The sequence below is a fragment of the Paracoccus tibetensis genome (assembly GCF_900102505.1).
Taxonomy (GTDB): domain Bacteria; phylum Pseudomonadota; class Alphaproteobacteria; order Rhodobacterales; family Rhodobacteraceae; genus Paracoccus; species Paracoccus tibetensis.
The window spans coordinates 10,826-34,511 of record NZ_FMVT01000010.1; the positions used below are offsets into that span (position 1 = coordinate 10,826).

A 23,686-nucleotide genomic window follows, 5' to 3' on the forward strand; every position below is an offset into this window, starting at 1 on the left:
GAGGGCCGAAGCCCTCACTCCTCTTCCTCCGCATCCAGGAGTTCCATGTTGAGGCCCAGACCCCGGACCTCCTTGACCAGCACGTTGAAGCTTTCCGGGACCCCGGCCTCGAAGTTGTCCTCGCCCTTGACGATGGACTCGTAGACCTTGGTCCGGCCGGCGACGTCATCCGACTTGACCGTCAGCATCTCCTGCAGCGTGTAGGCGGCACCATAGGCTTCCAGCGCCCAGACCTCCATCTCGCCGAGACGCTGACCACCGAACTGCGCCTTGCCGCCCAGGGGCTGCTGCGTGACGAGGCTGTACGGCCCGGTCGAGCGGGCGTGCATCTTGTCATCGACAAGGTGGTGCAGCTTGAGGACGTATTTCATCCCTACGGTGACCTTCCGGGCGAACTGCTCGCCGGTGCGGCCGTCGAAGACCACCGACTGACCCGAGGTGTCGAAACCGGCACGCGTCAGCGCGTCGTTGACGTCAGCCTCTTTGGCGCCGTCGAAGACCGGCGTCGCGATCGGAACGCCCGTCCGGACGGTGTCGGCATGCTCGCGCAGCGTCTCGTCGTCCATCTCCGCGAAAGTGTCCGAATACAGCTCGTCGCCGTAGCCGATCCGCATCGCCTCTCGCACCGGGGTCATGTCGCCGCTGCGCCGGTAGTTCTCCAGCGCCTCGTCGATCTTGATCCCGAGGCCGCGCGACGCCCAGCCCATATGCGTCTCAAGGATCTGCCCGACGTTCATCCGCGACGGCACGCCGAGCGGGTTCAGCACCAGGTCGACTGGCGTGCCGTCGGCCAGGAAGGGCATGTCCTCGATCGGCACGACCTTGGACACGACGCCCTTGTTGCCGTGACGACCGGCCATCTTGTCCCCGGCCTGAAGCTTGCGCTTCACGGCGACGAAGACCTTGACCATCTTCATCACGCCCGGCGGAAGATCGTCGCCCTGGCGGACCTTCTCGACCTTGTCCTCGAAGCGGGCCTCGAGCAGCTTCTTCTGGGTGTCGTATTGCTGGTTCAGCGCCTCGACTTCCTTGGCCACGTCCTCTTCGGACACGGCCAGCTGCCACCACTGGCCGCGCGACAGCGTGCCCAGCAGCTCTTCGGTGATCTCGCTGTTCGCCTTGATGCCCTTCGGCCCCTTCAGCGCGGTCTTGCCGAGGATCAGCGTCTTCAGGCGCGCATAGATGTTGCGGTCGAGGATGGCCTGCTCGTCGTCCCGGTCACGGGCCAGACGCTCGACTTCCTCGCGCTCGATCTGCAGCGCACGCTCGTCCTTGTCGACGCCGTGGCGGTTGAAGACCCGCACCTCGACGATCGTGCCGTAGGCACCCGGCGGCAGACGCAGCGAGGTGTCGCGCACGTCCGAGGCTTTCTCGCCGAAGATGGCGCGGAGGAGCTTCTCTTCCGGCGTCATCGGGCTTTCGCCCTTGGGGGTGATCTTGCCCACCAGGATGTCGCCCGGCCCGACCTCGGCGCCGATATAGACGATGCCGGCCTCGTCGAGGTTGCGCAGCGCCTCCTCGCCGACGTTCGGGATGTCGCGCGTGATCTCCTCCGGCCCCAACTTGGTGTCGCGGGCCGCCACTTCGTATTCGTCGATGTGGATCGAGGTGAACACGTCGTCGCGGTGGATCCGCTCCGAGATCAGGATCGAGTCCTCGTAGTTGTAGCCGTTCCACGGCATGAATGCGACGACCACGTTCCGGCCGATGGCCAGTTCGCCCTGGTCGGTCGAGGGACCGTCCGCGATCACCTGCCCGCGCGAGACCTTCTCGCCCACCTTCACCAGCGGACGCTGGTTGATGGTCGAAGACTGGTTCGAGCGCTTGAACTTGCGCAGACGGTAGATGTCCACGCCCGCGTCACCGGCGCCCAGATCCTCGGTCGCGCGAACGACGATCCGCTGCGCGTCCACTTGGTCGATGACCCCGCTGCGGCGCGCCATGATCGCGGCGCCCGAATCGCGGGCCACGGTCGCTTCCATGCCGGTGCCGACGAACGGTGCCTCGGCCCGCAGAAGCGGAACCGCCTGGCGCTGCATGTTCGAGCCCATCAGCGCGCGGTTGGCGTCGTCGTTCTCGAGGAACGGGATCAGCGCCGCGGCGACCGAGACCAGCTGCTTGGGCGAGACGTCGATCAGGTCGACGGCATCGACCGGGTTCAGCATGAAGTCGCCCGACTGACGGGTCGAGATCAGCTCGTCGACGAAACGGCCTTCCTCGTCCAGCGTCGCGTTGGCCTGGGCCACCGTGTGACGCATCTCCTCGGTCGCGGACATGTAGACCACGTCATCGGTGACCTTGCCCTCGATCACCTTGCGGTAGGGGGTCTCGATGAAGCCGTACTTGTTCACCCGCGCGAAGGTCGCGAGGCTGTTGATCAGGCCGATGTTCTGCCCTTCCGGCGTCTCGATCGGGCACATCCGGCCGTAATGGGTCGGGTGGACGTCGCGGACCTCGAAGCCCGCGCGTTCGCGCGTCAGACCGCCCGGCCCAAGCGCCGAGAGGCGGCGCTTGTGCGTCACCTCGGACAGCGGATTGGTCTGGTCCATGAACTGCGACAGCTGCGAGCTGCCGAAGAACTCGCGCACCGCGGCCGCCGCGGGCTTGGCGTTGATGAGGTCCTGCGGCATCACGGTGTCGATCTCGACGCCGGACATGCGCTCGCGGATGGCGCGTTCCATGCGAAGCAGGCCGACGCGGTACTGGTTCTCCATCAGCTCGCCGACCGAGCGGACCCGGCGGTTGCCGAGGTGGTCGATGTCGTCGATCTCGCCCTTGCCGTCGCGCAGTTCCACGAGCCCGCGGATGCAGGCCACGATGTCCTCATGGCGCAGGGTGCGCTGCGTGTCCGGCGCGTCCAGATCGAGGCGCATGTTCATCTTGACCCGACCGACGGCCGAGAGGTCATAGCGCTCGCTGTCGAAGAACAGGCTGTTGAACAGGGTCTGCGCGGCTTCGACGGTGGGGGGCTCGCCCGGGCGCATGACGCGGTAGATGTCCATCAGCGCGCCTTCGCGGCCCATGTTCTTGTCCGCGGCCATCGTGTTGCGGATGTAGGGGCCGACATTGACGTGGTCGATGTCGAGGACCGGAACGTCCGTGATGTCGTTGTCCAGCAGCACCTTCAGAAGGCCGCCCGACAGGTCGCCCTCCTTGTTGTACTCGGCCGTGATCTCGTCGCCAGCCTCGGCGTAGATGAAGCCGGTTTCCTCGTTGATGATGTCCTTGGCGACGAAGCGGCCGACGATGCGCTCGAACGGGACCAGGAGGTTCACCGGGCCCTCCGCCTCGAGCAGCTTCTTCACGAGCCGCGGCGTGACCTTCTCGCCGGCAGGGGTGATGACCTCGCCGGTCTCGGCGTTCACCAGGTCGAAGGCCGGACGGGTGCCGCGCACGCGCTCGGGGAAGAAGCGCGTGACCCAGCCCTGCTCGCGCCCGTCGCGGCGAAGGGTGTAGCTGACGGTCTGGTAGAAGGCGTCCATGATCGCCTCCTGGTCCATGCCGAGCGCATAGAGAAGCGTCGTCACCGGCAGCTTCCGGCGGCGGTCGATGCGCGCGAACACCAGGTCCTTGGCGTCGAACTCGAAGTCCAGCCAGGAGCCACGATAGGGGATGATGCGGCAGGCGAACAGCAGCTTGCCCGAGCTGTGCGTCTTGCCGCGGTCATGGTCGAAGAAGACGCCGGGGCTGCGGTGCATCTGGCTGACGACGACCCGCTCGGTCCCGTTCACGATGAACGTGCCGTTGGTCGTCATCAGGGGCATGTCGCCCATGTAGACGTCCTGCTCCTTGATGTCCTTAACGGACTTGGCGCCGGTGTTCTCGTCGACATCGAACACGATCAGACGCAGGGTGACCTTCAGCGGCGCGGCATAGGTCATATCGCGCTGCTGGCACTCGTCCACGTCGTATTTCGGGCGCTCGAGCTCGTATTTCACAAACTCCAGCACAGCCGTCTCGTTGAAGTCCTTGATCGGGAAGACCGACTGGAAGACACCCTGGATGCCGTCGCCGTCGTTGTGCCCGCTTCCCTCGCCCGAGTTCAGGAACAGGTCATACGAGGATTTCTGAACCTCGATGAGGTTCGGCATCTCGAGAACTTCGCGGATGTTGCCATAGTAGCGACGGATACGCTTCTGGCCGACATAAGCTTGCGCCATGGGGTCTTGTCACCTTTCGTCTTCGCGTGCGGTCCGGGTCGGGGCCCCCGGAGCGCACCTACGAATGCAGGGGTGAGGTCCCATTCGTGCCGCGCGTCCCACCGCGTGGCTCCCGAACCTCGAACATGCCCTGAAGGAGTGTCTGGTACCCAAACCGCCCTTCAAGACAGGTTCGGCAGGGACCGGGAAATCCCGGACCCTGCCCTGTCGACACCGATCTTGCGACCGATTACTTCAGCTCGACCTTGGCGCCAGCCGCTTCGAGCTTTTTCTTGATCTCTTCGGCGTCGGCTTTCGAAGCGCCTTCCTTGACCTTGCCGCCAGCTTCGACCAGGTCCTTGGCTTCTTTCAGGCCCAGACCGGTGATGCCGCGCACTTCCTTGATCACGTTGATCTTGTTGGCGCCGGCGTCGGTCAGGACGACGTCGAATTCGGTCTTCTCTTCGACCGCTTCGGCAGCAGCAGCCGGGCCAGCCATCATGACGGCGCCGCCAGCGGCCGGCTCGATGCCGTATTCGTCTTTTAGGATGGTTTTCAGTTCCTGGGCTTCCAGCAGGGTCAGGCCCACGATTTGTTCGGCGAGTTGTTTCAGGTCAGCCATTTTTCCGTTCTTTCCAGTTAGTGTTCCAACGTCGGGTCTTCAACCACACGCAGGGATCGGGTTGCTTACGCAGCCTCACGTTCCTCGAGGGTCGTGAGGATGCTCGCGATGTTCGAAGCAGGCGCGCCAATGGCACCGGCGATGCTGGAGGCAGGCGCACCGAGGCACGAGACGATCTGAGCGATGAGCTCTTCACGCGACGGCATCGAGGCGACGGCTTTCACACCGGCGGGGTCCAGAGCCGAGTCACCCATCGCACCGCCCAAGATCACGAAGCGCTCGTTATCCTTGGCGTATTTGTCGGCGATCCGGGCCGCAGCGGTCGGATCTTCCGAATAGGTGATCACGGTCATGCCCGTCAGGTAGTCGGCGATGCTTGCGCAAGGCTTACCTTCCAGGGCGATCTTGGCGAGCTTGTTCTTGGCAACGCGAACCGAACCACCCGCTTCGCGCATGCGCGCGCGGAGGTCCTGCATATGTGCAACCGTCATCCCCTCGTAGTGGGCAACCACCACGACGCCAGAGCTTTCAAAGATCTGGCCGAGTTCATCGACCACCTGTTCTTTTTGTGCTCTATCCACGGTTTCACTCCAAGTTGGGGGTCATCCCCCCGGCTCTCACTTTCCCGGACCGATAGGACCGGGTCGGGTCCGTTAGGGCAAGATCGCCCGAAGTGGCCGCGATGCGGTCTTCGGAAAAATGCTTCCCCATCTCAGGAAGGACATTAAGCAAGGTCTCCCTTGCACCCTCCGTCTCGGACAGGACGGGGCGGCCTTGGCTGCCCCGCCATCCCCGACCCTTGCGGGCCGGGAAACTCTTGGTCTCAGGCGCCGGTCGCGGACGGAACGTCCACCGACACGCCCGGACCCATGGTCGAGCTGATCGAGACCTTCTTCATGTAGGTCCCTTTCGCGCCCGTGGGCTTGGCTTTCTGAACCGCGTCCACGAAGGCGCGCAGGTTCTGGATCAGCTTGTCCTCGTCGAACGAGACCTTGCCGATGCCGGCATGCACGACCCCGGCCTTCTCGGCCTTGAACTGGACCTCGCCGCCCTTGGCCGCGTTGACCGCAGCGGTCACGTCCATGGTCACGGTGCCGACCTTGGGGTTCGGCATCAGGTTGCGCGGGCCCAGGATCTTGCCGAGGCGGCCGACCAGCGGCATCATGTCCGGCGTCGCGATGCAACGGTCGAACTCGATCTTGCCGGACTGGATGGTCTCCATCAGGTCCTCGGCGCCCACGATCTCGGCGCCGGCGGCTTTCGCCTCGTCAGCCTTGGGGCCGCGGGCGAAGACGGCGACGCGGACGTCCTTGCCGGTGCCGGCGGGCAGCGTCACGACGCCGCGGACCATCTGGTCGGCGTGGCGCGGATCGACGCCCAGGTTCAGCGCGATCTCGACAGTCTCGTCGAACTTGGCCGAGGCAGCGGACTTCACCAGCTTGACGGCGTCCTCGACGCTGAGGTTCGACTTGCCGGCGAAAGCTTCACGCGCGGCGGTCTTCTTCTTCGACATCTTGGTCATGGATCAGCCCCTCACTTCGATGCCGATCGAACGCGCCGAGCCGACGATGATCTTCATCGCGGCGTCGATGTCGTTCGCGGACAGGTCGGCCATCTTGGCTTCGGCGATCTCGCGCACCTGCTTGACGGTCACCGAACCCGCATTGGTGCGGCCCGGCTTGTCCGAGCCCTTGGCGCGGTTGCGCTTGCCGACAGGCTTCAGGCCGGCAGCCTTCTTCAGCAGGAAGGACGCCGGGGGCGTCTTCGTCTCGAAGCTGAACGACTTGTCGGCGTAATAGGTGATCACGACGGGGACGGGCGAGCCCGGCTCCATCTCCTGGGTCTTGGCGTTGAACTCTTTGCAGAACGCCATGATGTTGATGCCGCGCTGACCCAGAGCCGGGCCGACGGGGGGCGACGGGTTCGCCTGACCCGCCTTGATCTGCAGCTTGAGGCTGCCCACTACCTTCTTGGCCATCTGGCCTTCTCCTTCATCATCAGGCCCCGCATCGGGGCCGATTTAGCGGTCCGGCCGGGCACCTGTCCCAAGCCTCCCGCGCACGATCACGAGGCCTTGGAGACCTGCGTGAATTCCAGCTCGACCGGCGTCGGCCGGCCGAAGATCGAGACGGTGACCTTCACCCGCGACGAGATCTCGTCAACCTCCTCGACCATGCCCGAGAAGCCCTCGAACGGGCCGTCGGTCACGTTCACCTTCTCGCCCACGTCGAAGCGGATCAGGTTGCGCGGTGCCGCCGGCTCGCCGTCGCCCGAGCGGTTCAGCATCGCGTTCACCTCGTCGTCGCGCATCGGCATCGGCTTGCCCTGCGCGCCGAGGAAACCCGTGACGCGGTTGATCGAGTTGACCAGGTGATAGGTCCGGTCCGACATGTCCATGTGCACCAGCACGTAGCCCGGCATGAAGCGGCGCTCGCTGGTGACCTTCTTGCCGCGGCGGATCTCGATCACCTCCTCGGTCGGGACCAGCACCTCGTCGATCTGCTCTTCGAGGCCCTTCTCGGCCACGGCCTGGCGAATCGCTTCGGCGACCTTCTTTTCGAAGTTCGAAAGGACGCTGACCGAATACCAACGCTTTGCCATGACTCGATCGACCCCTGCTTCTTGACCGGGAATCGCGCGCCGAGCCGCCAATCCCCTGATATTCCATCGGTTCCGAAAAACTGAAATCGGCGCGCATGCGGATTCGATGCACGCCGCTTTCCGGACAGTCGGGGGCACATACCGCCGACGCCCGGGGATTGCAAGCCCGATCAGCCGCTGATGAGGCGCAGGCCCTGCGTCAGCCCGGTCCGGATCGCGAGGTCGACGAGGAAGAAAAAGGCGCTGGTGAGCGAGGCGAAGATGAAGACCATGATCGTGGTCGTGATCACCTCGCGCCGGGTCGGCCAGACGATCTTGGCGGTCTCGGCACGGACCTGGTTGATGAACTGGACAGGGTTCGTGGCCACGGCAGGCTCCTCGGTTGCTGGCGCCGATCTAACGGCTCGACGCCCAAGGTTCAAGCGTCCCGACCTCACGGGCGCGGGACCGGGCGCATTTGGCTCAAAGCTGACACAGATCATCCGCGCGCCTTAAGCCGGCCTCAAGCCTTTCCGCGCCTGATGAACGCCGTTGCAAGCGATCATAGGAGCAATCGATGATAACGAACATTTTCAAGATGATGCTGGTGGGCGCGACGGCCTTCGGCGTGTCCGGATGCGCAGACAAGGCCGACGAGATCGGCGCGGCCTACGTCTCGCCGATGCATTTCCAAGCGATGAGCTGCCAGCAGCTCGCCGCCGAGGCGCAGGGCACGTCGGCACGGGCGCAGAACGCCTTCGCCGCGCAAGACAAGCGGGCCAGCAGCGACGCGGTGGCCGTCGGCGTGGGCACGATCCTGTTCTGGCCGGCGCTGTTCATGATCAAGGGCGACGGCGCACATGCCGCCGAGGTGGCGCGCCTGAAGGGCGAGATGCAGGCGATCGAGGCGGTCAACCGCAGCAAGAGCTGCGGCCTCGCACTTGGATGAACTGGTTCCGGCCTGCGAGATGCGGGCCGGTTCACCTGATGTCTTGGAGAGACCTGGCAGGGGCAGGGGGACTCGAACCCACGACCCTCGGTTTTGGAGACCGATGCTCTACCAACTGAGCTATACCCCTGCGGTCGCGCTTCATTAGAAGCTGCCCGCCGGGCCGTCAAGCGGCAAAGCCGGCGGTCAGAGGTGGCGCGGGAACTCGATCTTGGGGCAACGGTCTTGGATGACGGTCAGGCCGGCCGCCCGGGCGCGGGCTGCCGCGGCATCGTCGCGCACGCCAAGCTGCGTCCAGATCACCTTCGCGCCCGGCTGATGGGCCAGCGTCTCGTCGACGATGTCGGAGACCGCGTCCGAGCGGCGGAAGATGTCGATCATGTCGACGCCCTCGCTGGCGGGGATGTCGGCAAGGCTCGCGTAGACGCGCTCGTTCAGGATGACGCTGCCCGCATGGCCGGGATTGACCGGGATGATGCGGAAGCCCTGGGCTTGCAGATAGCGCGCCACGCCCCAGCTGGGCCGCGCCTCGTTCGGGGACATGCCGACCACCGCGATGACCCGCGCCTGCCGCGCGATCCGTGCGATGTCCTGCTCCTCGTCAAGCTGAGCTTCCATGGCAGCACCCCCCTCCAGACGTGTGGCGACCGTTACATAGAAAAGGCGCCCGGTCCAGTGAAGGCCGGGCGCAAGTGCGGAACGAGGGACAGTGATCCGAACATGACCGTTCCGAGGTCATGCCCTGAGGTGTAAATGTGCATCACCTGCCAAAAGTTCCAGAGACCTCGCGCGTTCGTGATGCGGAAGCTCTAAAGCCGGGCGACGGGGCAGCTAGCGCATCGCGTCCCAGTTGCCGCGCGCCCGCTCTATGATTCCGCGCGGGTCCTGCCGGAACTGCTCTTCGGCCTGGCCAGAGCGCAGCAGGTAGAGCGTGCCGCCGACCACGGCGAAGCGACGCGGATCGCCGGATTCGCGCCGCCCCTCGGCCAGGGTCACTGGGCAGTTGCCGTCGAAGGCAGGCTCGAAGGCGCGCGGGTCGGATTCGAAGCGCGCGCGGTTCTCCTCCGAGGCGAAGTGCCACAGCTGCCCCTGCCACATCGTCACGATGTCGCTGCGCCCCGGGGTCGCGCGGCCGTCGCTGGCATAGCCCACGGGGTCGAATCCGCCGAGCGCCCAGTTCTGGGCAGCGGCGGGAAGGCCGGGGGTCGAAAGGACGAGGGCGAGAATCAGGTGGCGCATGTCGGCTCGGTCAGGCTGTGTGCCGCCCATTTGGCAGCGCACAGGCAGATAAACAACGCGCCGCAGACCTGTGTCGCAGCGATGTGATCCTTATGCACGGCTTGCGGCGTAAAGCGCCACCGCTGCCGCGTTCGAGACGTTGAGCGAGCCGAAATCCGCCGCGAAGGGAATGCGCGCGACATGATCGCAGCTCTTGACCGTCAACTCGCGCATCCCCGGCCCCTCCGCGCCCATCACCAGGCACACCGCCCGACCCGGAAGAGCGTCCAGCACCTCGGGCAGTTCGGCGCTGCCGCCGCCATCCAGCCCGACGAGCACGAAGCCCATGTGCTTCAGCTGGCTCAGCGCTTCGGCCAGGTTCGGCACGCGCAGATAGGGCTGCCGCTCCAGCGCGCCCGAGGCGGTCTTGGCCAGCGCCCCCGTCTCGGGCGCCGAATGGCGCGCCGGGGCGATGACGGCACGGGCGCCGAAGACCTCGGCCGAGCGCAGGACCGCGCCGATGTTGTGCGGGTCGGTCACGCGGTCCAGCGCGACCAGCAGCGGCCGCCGCTCGCCCGGCGCCTCGCGCAGCGCGACCTCGCTGAGGCTGCCCCATTTCAGCGGCTTCACCTCAAGCGCCGCGCCCTGATGGACGCTGTCGGGCGACAGGGGCACGGCCTTGTCGAAGACGCGCGGGTCGGTGATCTCGGGCGCCATCCCGTGCAAATCGCCAAGCCGGGCCAGCGCGTTCTGCGTCACGACCAGCCGCAGCTTCTCGCGTGCGGGATTGGCCAGCGCGTCGCGCACGGCATGCAGGCCGAACAGCCAGACCGTCTCGGCCGCGGCGGCGCGGCGCGCCCGTTCCTTGTCGATGACCCAGGTCGGTTTCTTGGCTTTCTCGGACATGGCGCGGCTCCTTGGTTGCCCCTTCTCTGCGCGCCGCGCGGCTTTCGCGCAAGCCCTGGCAAATCCGCTTGACGGCCCCGGACGCCCGGTCTAATCACCCCGCACGCCGAAAGCGATCGGCGGGCGACGTGCTGCAAGGTGCGGCAGCGGACTGTAACTCCGCCGGGGAGACCCACGCCTGGTTCGATTCCAGGGTCGCCCACCACTAATTATTTCAACGAGTTAGCTGGTGAAACCTGTGCTTCCGAGGAAGCATGTAAGCGCGCCCCTGTAAGCAAGATGTAAGCAGACAAGGTAGAAGCCCTGCGGGTTCGTTTGGGCTCATCTTCCATAGCAATGCCGCCTGCCCTGCTTCCGGTAGGAGATACATATCAAGACGCCCGGCCGAGCCGGGCGCTATGACAGGTCCCTGATTCAGCGTGTCAGGCGTCTGCGCAGATCTTGTTCGCGACGATCATCAAACGGGCTGTGGCAGCGTCTGCAAGTTCCAATAGGGCTTGGCACTCTGCTGACAGGGCGCTGAACATATCGATTGTATCTGAAAGGGTCGCTAGATCGTCTTCGTAGTCGTGGTGCAGTTCGTCTTGGGTCTTCGCAACTGTGAGTGCCGCCATGCGGGCCCGCGCTCCGAACAGTTTTTCGCGAGTTGCGTCGAACGCTCCTGCATCCATGGCCTCTGCATTAAAACAGGTTTTTGAGTGATCAACCGCAAATTGAAGCCAGGAACCGTGGTGGCCGTCCGGCTACGGGCCAAGGCGTTCCGGTGCTGGTCCGGCTCCATCCGGATCTTCTGGCATGGCTGGACATTGAACGCGCAAAGCTAGACCCTGAGCCCACGCAGCCGGAGATGGTGCGCATCTATCTGGAAGAGCGGCGCGGCCGCGTGGTTGTCAGGGACTGACAGCAGCATGAAATATACACTGATTGCACTGCTAGCCGTGGGTGGTTGCGCTACCCCTCCAGTGTCCGATTTCGGTACTGCCGATGAACACTTCTACAAGGGGCACGCTTGGTACATCGCCGATCGGCGGGGCCAGTTGGGGGTCGCGCTGATGGCCACTGGCATCGAAGATTCTGAGAATGAGTACCGGAGCGCTGCGCGCGACTACCTGCGCAGCCGTCAGCGCGTGTGTTCAGTCGGACCCGGCAGGTCCGGCGGGGAAGGTCGGTACGTGTTCGACTATTCCTGCCGCTGACGCGCCGTGTCAGTGGGCACCCTGTCCGACGATCCCATGATGCGGCTTACGGCAGCGCTGTGCAGCGGAGCGAACGCGCGGGCGGCGTAGCAGGCCACGTCGACGCCCGCCGCGGCGCGCTCCAGATCCTGCGCGATCGACGCGGCGCTGGCGCTGAACCGCTGGGCGTCGTCAAGAAGCTTGGCTGCCGTCATGCTGGAGGCCCCTTTCGCCGCCCATGCTGCGGCCTGTTCTTGTGCATTCACACAGCGAAGTTTTGGGGCTGTTCGCACACCGTAAGCTTAGGCGCACAAACGCCTTGGAGACAGAGTCAGGGGTGTGCGATGCTTTCTGCGGGTGATTCGGGGAGCGCTATTTGACCGTCTGCGTGTCCATCAAAGTGCATGACTGCATCGTGTTTGCGGCCGACAGCGCTTCCACCTTGGTCGACGCCCAAGGTGCTGTGCAGAATGTCTTCAACAACGCTGATAAGGTATTCAATCTGCACCGCCGTCTCCCGATAGCCGCGATGACTTGCGGCATGGGGCACATCGCGGGGCGCTCGATCAGCAACTTGGCTAAAGAATTTCGCCGGGATCTAATGAACGGTCTTGATGAGGAAAACTACCAGATTGCCGACGTTGTGCAGGCGGCCCATAGCTTCTTTGATGACAAGTACAGCGCAATTTTATCAGAGCGCGGGCACGGCTTTGACTTCTTTATCTCTGGCTATGGGTCAGATGCTGCTCACGGGGAAGTCTGGAAGATCAGCATCGTCGCTGGAACACTGCAGGCTGCGGAGCAGTTGCAATCAGGTAACGATGCAGGAGGGATTAACTGGGGCGGGCAGACCTCTGCGATAGCTCGTCTGCTGCTAGGTGTGGACCCCGCGATCAAATCAGTTCTAGTCGACGCCGGCGCTGATCCCTCTGTAGCCGAAGAGGTATGGAATGTTGCACGCAACGGGTTGCTGACAGGGTTCGCGCACAACCCAATGCCGACGATCGACGCAATTCGTCTTGCGGAGTACCTAGTAGATGTCACCAAGGGCTACTTCTCCTTCGCCTCAGGGGCAAACATCGTAGGAGGCGCTACGGACATCGCGACGGTAACCAGATGGGAAGGTTTCAAATGGATAAAGAGGAAGCACTTCTATCCTCCGGAACTTAACAGGAGCCAGCCAGATCATGTATGCTAAGCACATCCCCACTTCGGAGAAGGTGGACTTCCCGTACCAGCGCCCGCAGCAGGCGTCCGGGTCGTTGACGTTTGAGCCGCGGAAAGATGAGCAGCCGACTTTGTCGCGAGACGTCTTGAAGAAGCTAGATGCCTTCGGAAAGCGCGAGCCGCAAAAAGAAGGCGTGTAAGGCGCGCCCTCTAGGCACCAAGTGGCTCTTGATGGTTTTGTCGCCTAGTCGCCGCCGACAAACTCGTCAATCGCCTGGTCCTGCTCGCTGTAGCCGCCCAGTTCCTCGTTCACGATCTTCGCCAGCTGCGGCACGCGCAGCCCCCACTTCCGCAGGAAGCGCCGGCCCATGACCTCGGCGTCATAGGGATTGCGCTTGCGCAGCAGTTCGACCGCCAGCTTCGGATCGTCCATCGCCTTCGTCATCAGTTCGTTGATCGCAGCAGCATGGACGCGTGCCGAGCGGCCGCGCACCCAACCAGCCAGCAGATGCACGCCGGCGATCGGCTTTGACATCTGGCCGCGCTGAACGGACCGCAGGGTCGAGGAAATGGACGTGGCCGTCAGCGCCGGGTGCACCTTGCCCTGAAGGCTGATGGAAGCCGTGCCAGACGATGCCGCCGGACTTGCCCGCAAGGCGCTTTCGCTGTCGATCAGCGCCTCGCCGATCTTCCGCAAGTCCTGCAGGTGTCCTTCGTTCCCCTTCCACAACTCGTCCATGACCGCGCCCACCTTGGGGTTCTTCAGGAAGCCGTCGAGCATCCGACCGTTCCAGACGATGTTGCCGGCGGCGTCGTGCGCTGTGTTGGTGGTCGTGCGCGCCAGATCCTCGAAGAAGGCCGCGCGGGCGTTCTTCAGGTTGTGCGGCGTGCGCCGAGCAGTCTCCAGCACCTCGCGCACGGCCTCGCGCGGCCGGGCCGACTTCCACAGCCCGTGCATGGCGTCCGCTACGCCCGTGTCGCCGTGCCGGGTGACGCGGCCCACCGACGACGCGGAACCGGGCGCGTAGCGGCATTCCTGCACCTTCTCGGAGGCTTCGACGCGGTCTAGCTGCGCCCGGCTGGTGCCGGCCGCATCAAGCGAGGCGCGGCCTCGGGAAGGTCGTCGAACTGGTCGATGCGCGCGGCCATGAACAGTTCCCGCGGGTCTTGATTTACGGCGTGACGGCGCTGTACCGGAATGACGACATGTCGACCAGCGCAGCGTCGCGGGTATCGGCGGCTACCACCGTCTCTTGTCACGTAGTTCTTGCTTTGTTCATGGTGGCCAAGAAAGGAATCACCATGACCCGCTTCAGGATGCACGAGCCTGTTTTTCCGCTTAACCGCCCGCTCTTCATCATCTGGTGCGAAGAACGAGGCGGCGAACGCTACTCGGTCGCGGCCGGCTCCTTCGCGTCAATGACGGCCGCATGGTGGGCACTTAGCAGGTTCTCGCCCAGCGACACGCTGACCTTTCAGGAGGGGGCGCGGATCCCGCGCCGCAGGCTCCCGGTGCGGATATGAGCCGGTGGGCGCGCAAGCCGACATTCGAGCCTGACGCCGACGACTGGGTGGTGCTGCGCGATGGGCTGATGGTGGGGCGAGTAATGCTGGACGCCCAGCAGACGAGTCGCCAAGGGTGCCCTCAGTGGATGTGGACCGTCATCACGATGCCTGCGCGCAGTGGCACGGTTGCTACGCTGGAAGTGGCGCTTGAAAAAGTTCGCCAACTCTCCAGCCATCTATGGGCTCACCAGCCACACGGGTGGCCAATCGAGGGCAGCCGGCGCGCTTGACGGCCCTGCGCCAGCGGCGGCAGGCTGCGCCAAGCCCGGCCCCAGGAGCCCACCACGTGCGATTTTTATACCGTCACCACAAACAAGCAGCGATCCGCCAGATCTCTGCCGGCTCGCACGACCGTGCAGGGAGGGGCGCTCGATGCCGGACTATCTCGAGGAGCATGTCCGCGGGCTGGTGAAGGACCAGAATCTCTAGGTTGGTAGAACGTGAAAAATTACGAAGTGGTGTCGGGCGGAGGGATGGACATTGAAGATCGCGGCAAATGCAAAGATCAGCAGCTTTACGCCAAATGAAACTTACCTGTCCGTTGGGCTCGCGCTCTCCTATTGGGAACACAGCGAGGACATTCAGATGGGACTATTTAATCTCCTCTGTGTGAAAGAGCCGGTTGCGCGACAGGCTTTCCTTACGGCGCCGCGCAGCATACGCGTGAAGATGCTTCGCGAGGCACTCGAACGATACCCGGAGGTTCTTAGTTCGGAGGAAACCATATTCGTCAAGGATGCCTTGAGACATTTGGATAAACTGGCTTCGAAGCGGAACCAGATCGCACATGGATACGTCCAGGAAATCAACTCGGTGGTAGACGACGAAGTTGCGGCAGAAGGTGTTTTCTTGATGCCCGCGCTCAATGAGGCAGGGATGCCAGGACTGCGCGACGCCAGATACTTTCTCACCTGTACGGAAATCGACGCATTTCGTGACGAAGTTCGCGAGCATCGGTGGGTAATTCATGAGGTCCATATGGCCGCTCTGATGCGCAATCCCTCCGTTTTTTCAAAGTTTCCCCCTTCGATCTGAAGGATCTCCTAGAGTACGCGATGAAGGATTGGCTGAACGAGTACTGGACCGCAATGCAGCTGTGGCGAACGCCGCGCCTCAGGGCACTCAAGTTTCGACTGCCGCGGGTTAGCTTGCTGCTGGAGGGTCCTTCGTCGCTGCTGGCGCTGCGGCGATAGCGACGCGCCTGTCTTGGAAGGCCGCACAGCGACGAAGAGTCATTGCGCTTGAAATGGAGCGGTCTAGTCTTATCCAAGGCAACGCCCTCGTGGGCTTAGCGATGTTGGCTGCCGCCTGCTGGCGCCAGGTCATGCCTTTGCCCTCCTCTGCTTTGCCGCCACCTGCTGGGCTTGCCACGCCGCACACCACCGCGCAGGGAGAATTTGTAGCCCGCCGCGCATTCTGGGCACCGCCAGCTCTGCGTTGATCAGTCCGCTTGCGCCCGTGCGCGGCTTCATCGGGGCTTGCGGTCTTGCCGAGCTTAGCTAGCAGTCCGTTCACCTCGAGGATCATGCCTGCAAAAAAATCTTACGGTGCAGAAATTCCGACCGACACGGCAGGTTGATAATCTTTGTCAGAATCAGAGGATCCTAGTAGAATGACAGAACGATTTGACGCAAGGAGGCGCCGATGTCTACTTGGCGATGCTTCGTCTTTGGTTTGTTCGCCGCTTTGTCTACGTCGCCAGAGCCGTCATATACACAGAGCGAGCACCCTCGACCGACATTGAATTTAGATTATTCTGCGCGTGCCAAAGGGCGTGCGGGGGCGGTCGCAGATCGAGTAGAAGCGGTCTTCTTAAACGCAAGCATGATTAGTGATTACCTCCGCCAAAACCAAATCAAAGATCGATTGGAATCATATTTGAAAGAAATCGGTGCAAGGCCAAAATTTGGCGAAGTGCACGTCTTCTATGTCCAGGCTACCATGAACGGGCAAGGCGCAATTACAGAGGTAAAGGACTTTCAGTATCTGACCTACGGCAAAACTACTGTGGATGCAATTCGAGAATCCTTCGCGCTTGATGGCGCACCGGGGGAACAGCCTACGATCTATAGTTTGAATAGCGAAACAAAGATAGTGGGGATCTACGTTTCAGCCTATCCTGGGAGTAATGGGTTCACCATCACAGGTGGACCGCTGACGCCACGATTTTATCATAGGATTCGAAGCGAGGGGCTGGCACTACGAGATGAAAGAGATAAAAAACGAGCAGAGGCAAAACGGATTGGTGAGAAACTAGAGCAGCTGCGAGCGGCACATAGAAGCTCCCATCAACAGGCCATAGAAAATATCGCCCGTGACCGGAGAGGATCACCATTACCCTCCGGACCTGCACTTTCCTCATCAGGCCTATTGGATGCGGACTCACAAATTTATCTGCCGCCTACACAGACTGGTACAGCGCGGGGGATGAATATCACGCCAAGGCCGTTATCACGGGCTGCGCATCCTCCCGTACGCTTCGATAGAGCGCCCGCGCCACCTGTGGAGATGCATCATCGGGACTAGGAATGTCATAGAGGAGGGATCGATGAAGCTCGCGTTAAAGCTACTGTTCGGTTGGACCCTGTCTTTCTTGTTTGTAGGTAGTTCTGCCGCTTATTTCTACCCTGGCTCGCCGAACTGTCCTCTGCAAAACCCGGCTCATACGTGGGCGAAGTACCTAAATCTTGAATATGGAGATGTCCCGGGCGCAATATTCAGCATCCATTTTTATCGTGATATTGGCGACATTCAGGGCGGCACATGTTACACGATGAGTTCTGAAGGGAATAGTCAATGGTCGGCATCAGGGCTTATCCGTGGTACACGTGATGCCAAAGCGGAGAAGCGACAAGGCGGTGATCCGACAAACTTCGAACTCAATGTCTGGGGTGGCCAGTTTTCTTATAATGAGGCTGGAGAGGTATTCTTTGTTGCAGACGGTATGCTAGCCGGGCAAATGTACTGTCATTATGGAAGTGAATGCTGGAAGTGAGATGCACCTGGCTTTTTGTCAGGACGTGAACCTAGAACTGCGCGCTGCCAATCCGGCAGAAAGTCACATGACTAGACGTTCAAGTGCTTTGCCTTGAGTGTCCCATGGGGCACTGACTGATGAGGCGCATAAAGGGCTTCGGCGATCAATTCGCCCCTTCCAGCTTCATCAAGATCAGCGCCATGGCCGGCGAAGACGCATGCGGTCCTACTGGGGAGGCCGAGACCGGCTTCCAAGTCGATCAGTGGCTTCGAATGGAGCGGTTCTTCTGACGCGGTGCCCCGTCAGGAGTAAGTGTATGGGACCACTCGAACAGCCGCCGCCACTTCTCCCGATGGCCGAGCGAGTCGAATTTGCATGACGGGCGACTCAAAGTTCCAGCGACCGACACTTTTCAGCGGGCATGACACGCGTGTCTTGGGGAGAAACTCGGGGTGCCCACCAGGGGGCCACCCCGAGCCGCCGCCCGACCCCGATCAACTGTCTAGCTTCTGCCAGTATCGATGCCATGCTGTCACGGTCTTCCCGGAACGGCTTTTGCTCAGCGGCCTGAACCGGAGGCAATAACTATCGCCTTCGAACTCAACTTCCTCTCTGCTTGCTGCCTTAGGAAACGCAGCGTCTAGTCGTTGCTCTAGTAGTTCTTGCTCCGTGTGAGGGATCAAGCCGGCCGCCTTCAGTGCCCGCTCTATTTCGCGCACTTCAGATCGAGCCGAATTGATTCGAGTATGGTACTTGTCCGGGTTCCCAGACGTGTCCATGCTGTCTCGCTCCTGTAAAGAAGCGAGATCGGCTTCGGCGCGTTCCAGATCTTCCAACGTGTAAGTCATCAAGCCTTCTTTCACTTGCTCTATTGCAAGACCGTACTTTAGCTCACTTATGAGAACGCAGCGGCCCCACTTCTTTCAAGCTACGGCCACCCGCCTTAGATTCTCAAGAACCTGTCTTACAGGGCAAGGCCTAGCGGGACGCCTCAGAAGCATGTTCAAACTGTCTCACAAGAAAGGCGTTGACGCACTGAGACAGTTCGGCCTATAAAGTCTTAGAAGCAGTGAGACAGATGGAGCCCGCGTCATGCTGATCGGATATGCCCGCACATCCACCCTGGACCAGAAGGCCGGACTTGAGGCGCAGAAGCGCGATCTTTCCGCCGCCGGCTGCGAAAGGATCTTTGAAGAGGAAGTGTCCTCCGTTGACGTGGCGAAGCGTGAGCGGCTTGTAGAGGCGCTTTCCTTCGCGCGGTCCGGGGATACCCTGATCGTGACGAAGCTGGACCGCCTGGCGCGTTCCGTGGCCCACCTGGTCGAACTGCTGGCGCAGCTGGAGGCCAAAGGCGTATCCCTGCGCATTATGGCAATGGGGATCGACACGTCGACCCCGACGGGCAAGCTGATGCTGACCATCCTAGGCGGCGTCGCAGAGTTCGAGCGGGAAATCATGCTCGAACGCCAGCGCGAAGGCATTGCCAAGGCCAAGGCCGCCGGCAGATACAAGGGGCGCGCGCCGACGGCACAGGCGAAGGCAGACGACGTTCTGCGGCTGCATCGTGAAGGCGTCGGGGGAACTGAGATTGCCAAGCGCCTCGGTATCGGCCGCGCCAGCGTCTATCGCATCCTGAATGGCAGCGAAGACGCAGGCAAGGGTGCGGCAGCGCCAGCACCGGTCAATTCTTCAGCACAGTGACCAAGGAGAGAAGCCATGTTCACCGAAACCACCGCCTCCGAAGCCGCTACATCAGCGTCCGATCGCTGGAACAGCCTGTCCCAGCGCCAACGAGACACGGAAACGCTAATGCGGAACTTCAGCCTGCTGGCGAACGCCAAAGCGGCAAACGATGAGTACCTGCTTTCGGTCGCGCGGGATGAAATTACAGCGTCCGCCCTGTACTGCCAAACATCGGCGGTGCAGAAGCGGTACGAAGCCTGCCTCGTCGACCATGGCTGGACAATCGATCAAGAAGGCGGGGAAGCGTCTGCGACTGAGGATGACTCCGCACCGGAGAGATGGGTGTCGTTCAGCGACAAAGACTTCGGTGGCGACATTGGGGCACTGGGCGACGCTGTCAGAGCATATCTCGCGGACCGTTCCCGTTCTGACGCGTAAACCTCTGAGCGGCTGCAGCGGGGCGTCATCTCGCCCCGCTGCGCCTTGTCTGCGCGTTAGCCGAATAGATCGTTCGGCGTCTGATCATCGTCGCCTTCTCCTTCGCCGCGACGCTCGTCGTTGTCGTCGTCGTCCTGATCATCGTCGGAGACGTCGCTGTAGATGCCCGCCAGAAGGCCGTTCCGCTTTGCCTCCAGTTCGTTGATCCGTGCCACGATTTCCGCCGCTGACATTTCCTCTGGCGGCTTGTCCAAGACTTCCGGCTTGTTGCTCATCAAGCCGCCGGCGCGAAAGATCGATGTGCCGGCCGTGGCGCGTGCTGGCGCTGGCGCCTTCTTGTCCTTGCAGACGTCCATCAGTGCTTCGAAGGCGGCTTCTATGCCTTCTGTCTGGATACGCGCCATGAGCGCGCGCTTGCTGGTCAGGGGGTCTCGCCTGTTCATCCGAATATGCTCCACAGTTCAGGGTTCAGATCATCTTCAGGTCCGTGCCGATCGGGGCCGGCCCTACTCGGTGCGTCCATCGGGGCAGTTGCCGCAGCGCCCAGCGCCGCGCGCAGAGCCTCCAGTTCCTCGATCTGCGCCTGAAGGGCGGCAACCTCGGCGCTTACTGGGCGCGGTTCCTGCGACTGCGCGAAGAGGGCGCGCGCGTCGTCGTTCTGCTGCCTGGCGCGCTTCTTGGCTGCGCGCTGCGCGGGGGTGCCCGTCGGCCGGTCGCGGTGCCACTTGTCGAAGGCGGCGCGCTCTTCCGGCGACATCTTTGCCAGCCGCTTCTGGCGCTGCTTTTCCCCACGCTCCAGGTTACGGAGGCGCGCGACCATCTTGCGCTCGGCATCCGGCGCCGTCTTCTTCGGCCATCTGGGCTTGTGCCAGTCCTTGCCCTTGGGCGTCCGGCCGCCGTGGTAGTAGCAAACGCCGTTCGCCATCGGCATCTGCCCGCACTGCTGCCCTGTCGTCTTCGACTTGGCCCGGCACTTCGGCATCAGGTGCCGCCGGGCATTTACCTTGCGCAGGGCCTCGGTGCCGGCCGCGATGAATGCGGGGGGTGCTGTCCTTTTACCGGCCATGCTTTTGCCCCCGCGTCCCGCTCAGCCTGATCGGAAGACTGCGCGCGTAGGGTTTAAGTCCGCATCGCTTTAGGTCCGGGCGCCGCAGCGTGCGTTCCGGCCGTCCGCGCTCTATATCTGCAAGAGCGTTCCCTTGCCTTTGGCCACAGAAAACGCTGCGAGCGAGCCTGCCGACTTTCGTCCGTGATGTCCCTTGCGCGGGTGAGGCGAAAACTGTCGCTATAGAAGAAAGAGAGGAATTCTTATCTTCGTTACATGCGCGCAAGGGACATTGCGGACAAAACAAGCCCCAGAACGCTTCACCAGGCGCTAGAAACTTGGCCGGGACGTTCCGCGAACGGCGCCCCACAGGTCCGACATACAACTCTATCAACCACCCAGCGGCGGCCGTCTGAGCCCCGCTTGTATGTCTGATTGCTGTTCTCATGCTCCACCCGCCAATCCTGCCAGCACCTGGCGCGCTTCCTCGCGCCGTTCTCGTTCGGCCTGCGCCCGTGCCGCAAAGCGCCCATGCACCGCCGGGTTGACCAACCAGTGAGGCGCCGACGACGGCCGGGGCCCGTCGACCTTCTCGAGCCAACCCATCGCCGCCAGCTGCTGAAGCAGGGGCTGGATGTCCTGATCGCGCAGGGACCGCATTGTCCGGTCGCCTCGCTGAACATCGCGGTTCGTGATCTTGTCCAGCTTCCGCGCCAGGATGTGCCCAGCGATTGCCGCCAGCCGGTCATGATCCTCTGACAGCCCCAGGACGCCGGCGTAGAAGGCGAAGGCGTGCCGCAGCAGAAAGTCATGCAGGAAGGCCCCCACGCGCTCTGCAGTGGCCGCGCTGATGCGCTGAGGCAGCATCTGGGCACCTGCATGTTCGACGCAGTGCCAGATGATGCAGAGGCGGACGAACAGGCCGTCATACTTGCCGATATGCGACGCCAGCTTCCGGCTGATCGTCTCCGTCGACTGCATCCGCAGATGCGCCGCTTCCAGCTTCCGCCGGATCGACTGCGCCTCATCGCCGAACTGCAGGAACAGGCCGCCGCCGGCGATCGGCGCCGGGTTGCGCAGCGCGCGCACCAGGTCGCCATAGCGCCCGGCCACAGGCGGGGCGGGTGCGTCCCTGCCTTGCGTTGCAGGGGCCAGGACGATCGGAAAGAGACGCTGCAGAAGGCCGTCGTCTTGCGTGTCCGCTGCGATCTTGCGGATCGGCTCGGGCTGGATGCCGCCAAGCAGGCAGATGGAAAGGTTCTCTATCAGCGCGGAGCCCCGGCCGACCCGGTCCAGTGCATACTCGCCACCGTTGAAGGACCGCAGCCAGAATGCGCGATCCGCGGCAGCGCCTTTCCCGCCGCTGTACTTGTCCATCATCCCGAAGAAGCCGGTCAACTCGTCCTGTAGCATCATCGCGCCGTCTGGCGAATGCTCGAGCGCCGCTTGGGTGGCCTCTACAGTGGCGTCTTCGATCCGCAGGCGCGTCGGCACCGGCTTCGGCGTCTTGCGCTGCTCTTCCTTCGTCAGCGCGGCCCAGAGTGTCATCCTGCCCTGCCAGTCGCGAAATAGCTGCGTATCGATCCGCCGCAATGGTTCGGTTGCCGCCCCCAGTATCGGCGACTTCTTCGTCGAGGGGCTGCCGACCAGCGCGGCCCAGATCCGCGGCGCCTCGAACCACTGGTCGTCATGCTGCTTCACCTTGGCCTTGATCCGATCGGGAATGGCTGCGGCACAGGTCACAAGAGCCGCAACTGCCAGCCCCGCAGGATCCGCGCCCATCTGCTCGCCCTGCGTCCGGGCGAACGTCTCTAAGATCTCGGGCAGCAATCCTGACGGCAGCGCCGGCGGGTCGAACCGTCCCCACAGGTCCACAGGATCGCCGGCAAAGTGCTGCGCCACCTCATCTTCCGCGAACTTCTCGAACGCGCTGCGGATGCTGTTTTCGACGTTGTCATCCCAAACCGGGCAGTGATGCCGGATGAAGCCTTCGACGAACTGCGGCGTGCATCCTTGCGCCGCCATGCTGGCGGCGACGTCGCGAACCGCCGCGTGCTTGGCGCCGTCTTCCGCCAGTTGCTCGATAAGCTGTTCGTAATCTTCGGCTGTCTTGCCGGCGGGCGATCGCTGCCCGAAGACCGCGGGTGCCGCGGTGACACTTCGGGGCGCAGGCCGCAGCGCCTTCGCAGAGGCCTCCAGACAGGCCTTCAGCAGCCAAGCAGGGCACTCTGCGATCAGATACTCGCCGGGGGCGTTGATCCACCTGTACGGGGCCGAGACGCCCGGTTTCACGCTTGGAGGGGCAAGGACCATCCCGCCCTCGCCGCGCACGTCGACGCCGGGAAGAACCGCGCCTTGGCTGTTGTAGATCCGCACGTCGTCGGGGCATTGGAAATACAGATGCCGTCCGCCAGAAGGCGTTCCCGCCGTCACCGTGTCGGGCAGGCCGAAGGCGTCGGCCATGAGAGCGAAGCCGCCCAGGCCGTCGACGCCATGCCCGTCCGCGGTGTCGAGGTCGACGACGAAGAAGCCGTTGATCCTGCCGGTCGGCAGGCCGACATTCGCCGCCGGCCAACGGGACCAATCGTCAGCGATCTCTTCGACGTCCTTTGTCGCGCCCCAGAGGCGCCCGCCGCTAAAGGCAGCGCTCTTGTGACTCTTCTTCTGGCCCGGCGGGGCCGGGAAGACATGCCAGCCGCGCTTGGCAGCGTCCAGCGCGCCTGCCAGCTGTTCGTTCTGTTCCGACCCGGTCATGCATCCGCCCCCGGGTCGCGGGCGAGCATGTGCGGCCAGAGCCCCATCGCCTCGTTGAATAGGGACCGGAACGCCAACTGCTCGGCCTTTTCTACCAAGGCACGAGCGGATGGCGCGGGCCCGTCATGATCAGCGGCACGAAACGCTTCGACCGGTAGGGTGCAATATGGCCGGCAGTTCCCGTCGATCGCGAAAGCGATGGCGAACCGGCTTTCCTGGTCGACGTCCTCCGTGAAGAAGGCGGCTGCCTCCTTATGCGAAATCTGCATTGCGAAAGGTTCGCCGCCGCGCAGGAACAGTTGTCGCGTGCCTCTTTCGATCACCTTCGCTGCCGTTGGGCTGCGCAATGGCCGTCGCTCGCCATCCAAGCCCATCACCGTCATCTCAGCGATGAGGCGTTTCGCCGCGCGCGTGTCATGAGCCTTCCGCGTTTGGCGGCTCTGCGGTTTGTTCTCGTACGTCATTCT

Annotated in this window: 26 protein-coding genes and 2 tRNA genes; 10 read left to right on the top strand and 18 right to left on the bottom strand. The window is 63.0% G+C overall.

Annotated features, from left to right (window positions below):
* Positions 1 to 14 precede the first annotated feature (14 nt).
* The 7 genes from rpoB to secE all read right to left on the bottom strand — a co-directional run bounded on the left by rpoB (position 15) and on the right by secE (position 7,730).
* Positions 15 to 4,160, bottom strand: a complete 4,146-nt coding sequence (gene rpoB, locus BLP73_RS14015) for a DNA-directed RNA polymerase subunit beta (protein ID WP_090745892.1) — start codon at positions 4,158 to 4,160, stop codon at positions 15 to 17.
* Positions 4,161 to 4,389: 229 nt separating this feature from the next.
* A complete protein-coding gene (rplL, locus tag BLP73_RS14020) occupies positions 4,390 to 4,761 on the bottom strand; it encodes a 50S ribosomal protein L7/L12 (protein WP_090745895.1) in 372 nt (123 codons plus the stop codon).
* A 65-nt stretch (positions 4,762 to 4,826) separates the two neighbouring features.
* Positions 4,827 to 5,342, bottom strand: coding sequence for a 50S ribosomal protein L10 (gene rplJ / locus BLP73_RS14025; protein ID WP_090745898.1), 516 nt, complete (start codon positions 5,340 to 5,342; stop codon positions 4,827 to 4,829).
* Positions 5,343 to 5,584: 242 nt separating this feature from the next.
* A complete protein-coding gene (gene rplA, locus BLP73_RS14030) occupies positions 5,585 to 6,283 on the bottom strand; it encodes a 50S ribosomal protein L1 (protein ID WP_090745902.1) in 699 nt (232 codons plus the stop codon).
* Positions 6,284 to 6,286: 3 nt separating this feature from the next.
* Positions 6,287 to 6,739, bottom strand: a complete 453-nt coding sequence (gene rplK / locus BLP73_RS14035; RefSeq protein ID WP_090745905.1) for a 50S ribosomal protein L11 — start codon at positions 6,737 to 6,739, stop codon at positions 6,287 to 6,289.
* A gap of 86 nt (positions 6,740 to 6,825) precedes the next feature.
* Complete coding sequence (nusG, locus tag BLP73_RS14040; RefSeq protein ID WP_090745908.1) at positions 6,826 to 7,362, bottom strand: transcription termination/antitermination protein NusG; 537 nt, start codon at positions 7,360 to 7,362, stop codon at positions 6,826 to 6,828.
* Positions 7,363 to 7,532: 170 nt separating this feature from the next.
* On the bottom strand, positions 7,533 to 7,730 hold the full coding sequence (gene secE, locus BLP73_RS19780) for a preprotein translocase subunit SecE (protein ID WP_245686684.1): 198 nt from the start codon (positions 7,728 to 7,730) through the stop codon (positions 7,533 to 7,535).
* Positions 7,731 to 7,918: 188 nt separating this feature from the next.
* Between secE and BLP73_RS14050 the strand changes: the two genes are divergently transcribed.
* On the top strand, positions 7,919 to 8,290 hold the full coding sequence (locus BLP73_RS14050; RefSeq protein WP_217630693.1) for a hypothetical protein: 372 nt from the start codon (positions 7,919 to 7,921) through the stop codon (positions 8,288 to 8,290).
* A 54-nt stretch (positions 8,291 to 8,344) separates the two neighbouring features.
* Here the strand turns inward: BLP73_RS14050 and BLP73_RS14055 are convergent.
* The 4 genes from BLP73_RS14055 to rlmB all read right to left on the bottom strand — a co-directional run bounded on the left by BLP73_RS14055 (position 8,345) and on the right by rlmB (position 10,414).
* Positions 8,345 to 8,420 (bottom strand) — tRNA-Trp (locus tag BLP73_RS14055).
* Positions 8,421 to 8,476: 56 nt separating this feature from the next.
* A complete protein-coding gene (locus tag BLP73_RS14060; RefSeq protein WP_090745915.1) occupies positions 8,477 to 8,908 on the bottom strand; it encodes a CoA-binding protein in 432 nt (143 codons plus the stop codon).
* Between the two features lie 213 nt (positions 8,909 to 9,121).
* Positions 9,122 to 9,529, bottom strand: coding sequence for a YHS domain-containing (seleno)protein (locus BLP73_RS14065; protein ID WP_090745918.1), 408 nt, complete (start codon positions 9,527 to 9,529; stop codon positions 9,122 to 9,124).
* 90 nt (positions 9,530 to 9,619) lie between these two features.
* Positions 9,620 to 10,414 (bottom strand): 23S rRNA (guanosine(2251)-2'-O)-methyltransferase RlmB, encoded by a 795-nt coding sequence (rlmB, locus tag BLP73_RS14070; RefSeq protein ID WP_090745920.1) that lies wholly within the window; start codon positions 10,412 to 10,414, stop codon positions 9,620 to 9,622.
* A 121-nt stretch (positions 10,415 to 10,535) separates the two neighbouring features.
* Between rlmB and BLP73_RS14075 the strand changes: the two genes are divergently transcribed.
* Positions 10,536 to 10,619: transfer RNA gene (locus BLP73_RS14075), tRNA-Tyr, on the top strand.
* Between the two features lie 217 nt (positions 10,620 to 10,836).
* Here BLP73_RS14075 and BLP73_RS14080 read toward each other — a convergent pair.
* On the bottom strand, positions 10,837 to 11,085 hold the full coding sequence (locus BLP73_RS14080) for a hypothetical protein (protein WP_090745923.1): 249 nt from the start codon (positions 11,083 to 11,085) through the stop codon (positions 10,837 to 10,839).
* Between the two features lie 92 nt (positions 11,086 to 11,177).
* Between BLP73_RS14080 and BLP73_RS19070 the strand changes: the two genes are divergently transcribed.
* Complete coding sequence (locus BLP73_RS19070; RefSeq protein ID WP_217630694.1) at positions 11,178 to 11,315, top strand: hypothetical protein; 138 nt, start codon at positions 11,178 to 11,180, stop codon at positions 11,313 to 11,315.
* A gap of 279 nt (positions 11,316 to 11,594) precedes the next feature.
* On the opposite strand, the gene BLP73_RS14085 is transcribed toward BLP73_RS19070, so the two are convergent.
* Positions 11,595 to 11,804: a hypothetical protein gene (locus tag BLP73_RS14085; RefSeq protein WP_090745926.1), complete on the bottom strand. Its 210-nt coding sequence runs from the start codon at positions 11,802 to 11,804 to the stop codon at positions 11,595 to 11,597.
* A 173-nt stretch (positions 11,805 to 11,977) separates the two neighbouring features.
* On the opposite strand from BLP73_RS14085, the gene BLP73_RS14090 reads away from it, so the two are divergent.
* Positions 11,978 to 12,787, top strand: coding sequence for a hypothetical protein (locus BLP73_RS14090; RefSeq protein ID WP_139165969.1), 810 nt, complete (start codon positions 11,978 to 11,980; stop codon positions 12,785 to 12,787).
* A 213-nt stretch (positions 12,788 to 13,000) separates the two neighbouring features.
* Here the strand turns inward: BLP73_RS14090 and BLP73_RS14100 are convergent, their stop codons facing one another.
* Positions 13,001 to 13,759: a hypothetical protein gene (locus tag BLP73_RS14100; RefSeq protein ID WP_090745935.1), complete on the bottom strand. Its 759-nt coding sequence runs from the start codon at positions 13,757 to 13,759 to the stop codon at positions 13,001 to 13,003.
* Between the two features lie 176 nt (positions 13,760 to 13,935).
* Between BLP73_RS14100 and BLP73_RS14105 the strand changes: the two genes are divergently transcribed.
* The 6 genes from BLP73_RS14105 (at position 13,936) to BLP73_RS14125 (ending at position 19,420) form a co-directional block, all read left to right on the top strand.
* On the top strand, positions 13,936 to 14,280 hold the full coding sequence (locus BLP73_RS14105) for a hypothetical protein (RefSeq protein ID WP_139165970.1): 345 nt from the start codon (positions 13,936 to 13,938) through the stop codon (positions 14,278 to 14,280).
* 522 nt (positions 14,281 to 14,802) lie between these two features.
* Entirely contained in the window at positions 14,803 to 15,357 is a 555-nt protein-coding gene (locus BLP73_RS19075; RefSeq protein WP_139165971.1) for a hypothetical protein, read from the top strand.
* A gap of 609 nt (positions 15,358 to 15,966) precedes the next feature.
* A complete protein-coding gene (locus BLP73_RS19080; RefSeq protein WP_139165972.1) occupies positions 15,967 to 16,848 on the top strand; it encodes a hypothetical protein in 882 nt (293 codons plus the stop codon).
* Between the two features lie 22 nt (positions 16,849 to 16,870).
* On the top strand, positions 16,871 to 17,317 hold the full coding sequence (locus tag BLP73_RS19085) for a hypothetical protein (RefSeq protein ID WP_139165973.1): 447 nt from the start codon (positions 16,871 to 16,873) through the stop codon (positions 17,315 to 17,317).
* Between the two features lie 1,074 nt (positions 17,318 to 18,391).
* Positions 18,392 to 19,000 carry a recombinase family protein gene (locus BLP73_RS14120; RefSeq protein WP_090745944.1) on the top strand — a complete coding sequence of 203 codons (609 nt, stop codon included), beginning with the start codon at positions 18,392 to 18,394 and terminating at the stop codon, positions 18,998 to 19,000.
* A 15-nt stretch (positions 19,001 to 19,015) separates the two neighbouring features.
* Complete coding sequence (locus tag BLP73_RS14125) at positions 19,016 to 19,420, top strand: hypothetical protein (RefSeq protein ID WP_090745945.1); 405 nt, start codon at positions 19,016 to 19,018, stop codon at positions 19,418 to 19,420.
* A gap of 56 nt (positions 19,421 to 19,476) precedes the next feature.
* Here BLP73_RS14125 and BLP73_RS14130 read toward each other — a convergent pair whose 3' ends face one another.
* The 4 genes from BLP73_RS14130 to BLP73_RS14145 form a co-directional block, all read right to left on the bottom strand.
* A complete protein-coding gene (locus BLP73_RS14130) occupies positions 19,477 to 19,863 on the bottom strand; it encodes a hypothetical protein (protein ID WP_090745947.1) in 387 nt (128 codons plus the stop codon).
* Entirely contained in the window at positions 19,860 to 20,486 is a 627-nt protein-coding gene (locus BLP73_RS14135; RefSeq protein WP_139165976.1) for a hypothetical protein, read from the bottom strand. Before BLP73_RS14135 ends, BLP73_RS14130 begins: the two co-directional genes overlap by 4 nt.
* A 423-nt stretch (positions 20,487 to 20,909) precedes the next feature.
* Complete coding sequence (locus BLP73_RS14140; RefSeq protein WP_090745953.1) at positions 20,910 to 23,219, bottom strand: DUF3987 domain-containing protein; 2,310 nt, start codon at positions 23,217 to 23,219, stop codon at positions 20,910 to 20,912.
* Complete coding sequence (locus BLP73_RS14145; RefSeq protein WP_090745956.1) at positions 23,216 to 23,683, bottom strand: hypothetical protein; 468 nt, start codon at positions 23,681 to 23,683, stop codon at positions 23,216 to 23,218. The genes BLP73_RS14140 and BLP73_RS14145 overlap by 4 nt, the downstream gene beginning before the upstream one ends.
* Positions 23,684 to 23,686 lie beyond the last annotated feature (3 nt).

Coding starts and splice junctions, on each gene's coding strand:
- BLP73_RS14065 (WP_090745918.1), bottom strand. CDS start 9,529: ATGCGCCACCTGATTCTCGCCCTCGTCCTTTCGACCCCCGGCCTTCCC.
- BLP73_RS14125 (WP_090745945.1), top strand. CDS start 19,016: ATGTTCACCGAAACCACCGCCTCCGAAGCCGCTACATCAGCGTCCGAT.
- BLP73_RS14085 (WP_090745926.1), bottom strand. CDS start 11,804: ATGACGGCAGCCAAGCTTCTTGACGACGCCCAGCGGTTCAGCGCCAGC.
- rplA (WP_090745902.1), bottom strand. CDS start 6,283: ATGACCAAGATGTCGAAGAAGAAGACCGCCGCGCGTGAAGCTTTCGCC.
- rlmB (WP_090745920.1), bottom strand. CDS start 10,414: ATGTCCGAGAAAGCCAAGAAACCGACCTGGGTCATCGACAAGGAACGG.
- nusG (WP_090745908.1), bottom strand. CDS start 7,362: ATGGCAAAGCGTTGGTATTCGGTCAGCGTCCTTTCGAACTTCGAAAAG.
- rpoB (WP_090745892.1), bottom strand. CDS start 4,160: ATGGCGCAAGCTTATGTCGGCCAGAAGCGTATCCGTCGCTACTATGGC.
- BLP73_RS14135 (WP_139165976.1), bottom strand. CDS start 20,486: ATGGCCGGTAAAAGGACAGCACCCCCCGCATTCATCGCGGCCGGCACC.
- BLP73_RS14050 (WP_217630693.1), top strand. CDS start 7,919: ATGATAACGAACATTTTCAAGATGATGCTGGTGGGCGCGACGGCCTTC.
- BLP73_RS14060 (WP_090745915.1), bottom strand. CDS start 8,908: ATGGAAGCTCAGCTTGACGAGGAGCAGGACATCGCACGGATCGCGCGG.
- rplL (WP_090745895.1), bottom strand. CDS start 4,761: ATGGCTGACCTGAAACAACTCGCCGAACAAATCGTGGGCCTGACCCTG.
- BLP73_RS19080 (WP_139165972.1), top strand. CDS start 15,967: ATGTCTACTTGGCGATGCTTCGTCTTTGGTTTGTTCGCCGCTTTGTCT.
- BLP73_RS14145 (WP_090745956.1), bottom strand. CDS start 23,683: ATGACGTACGAGAACAAACCGCAGAGCCGCCAAACGCGGAAGGCTCAT.
- BLP73_RS14140 (WP_090745953.1), bottom strand. CDS start 23,219: ATGACCGGGTCGGAACAGAACGAACAGCTGGCAGGCGCGCTGGACGCT.
- BLP73_RS14120 (WP_090745944.1), top strand. CDS start 18,392: ATGCTGATCGGATATGCCCGCACATCCACCCTGGACCAGAAGGCCGGA.
- BLP73_RS14080 (WP_090745923.1), bottom strand. CDS start 11,085: ATGGATGCAGGAGCGTTCGACGCAACTCGCGAAAAACTGTTCGGAGCG.
- BLP73_RS19085 (WP_139165973.1), top strand. CDS start 16,871: ATGAAGCTCGCGTTAAAGCTACTGTTCGGTTGGACCCTGTCTTTCTTG.
- rplK (WP_090745905.1), bottom strand. CDS start 6,739: ATGGCCAAGAAGGTAGTGGGCAGCCTCAAGCTGCAGATCAAGGCGGGT.
- BLP73_RS14130 (WP_090745947.1), bottom strand. CDS start 19,863: ATGAACAGGCGAGACCCCCTGACCAGCAAGCGCGCGCTCATGGCGCGT.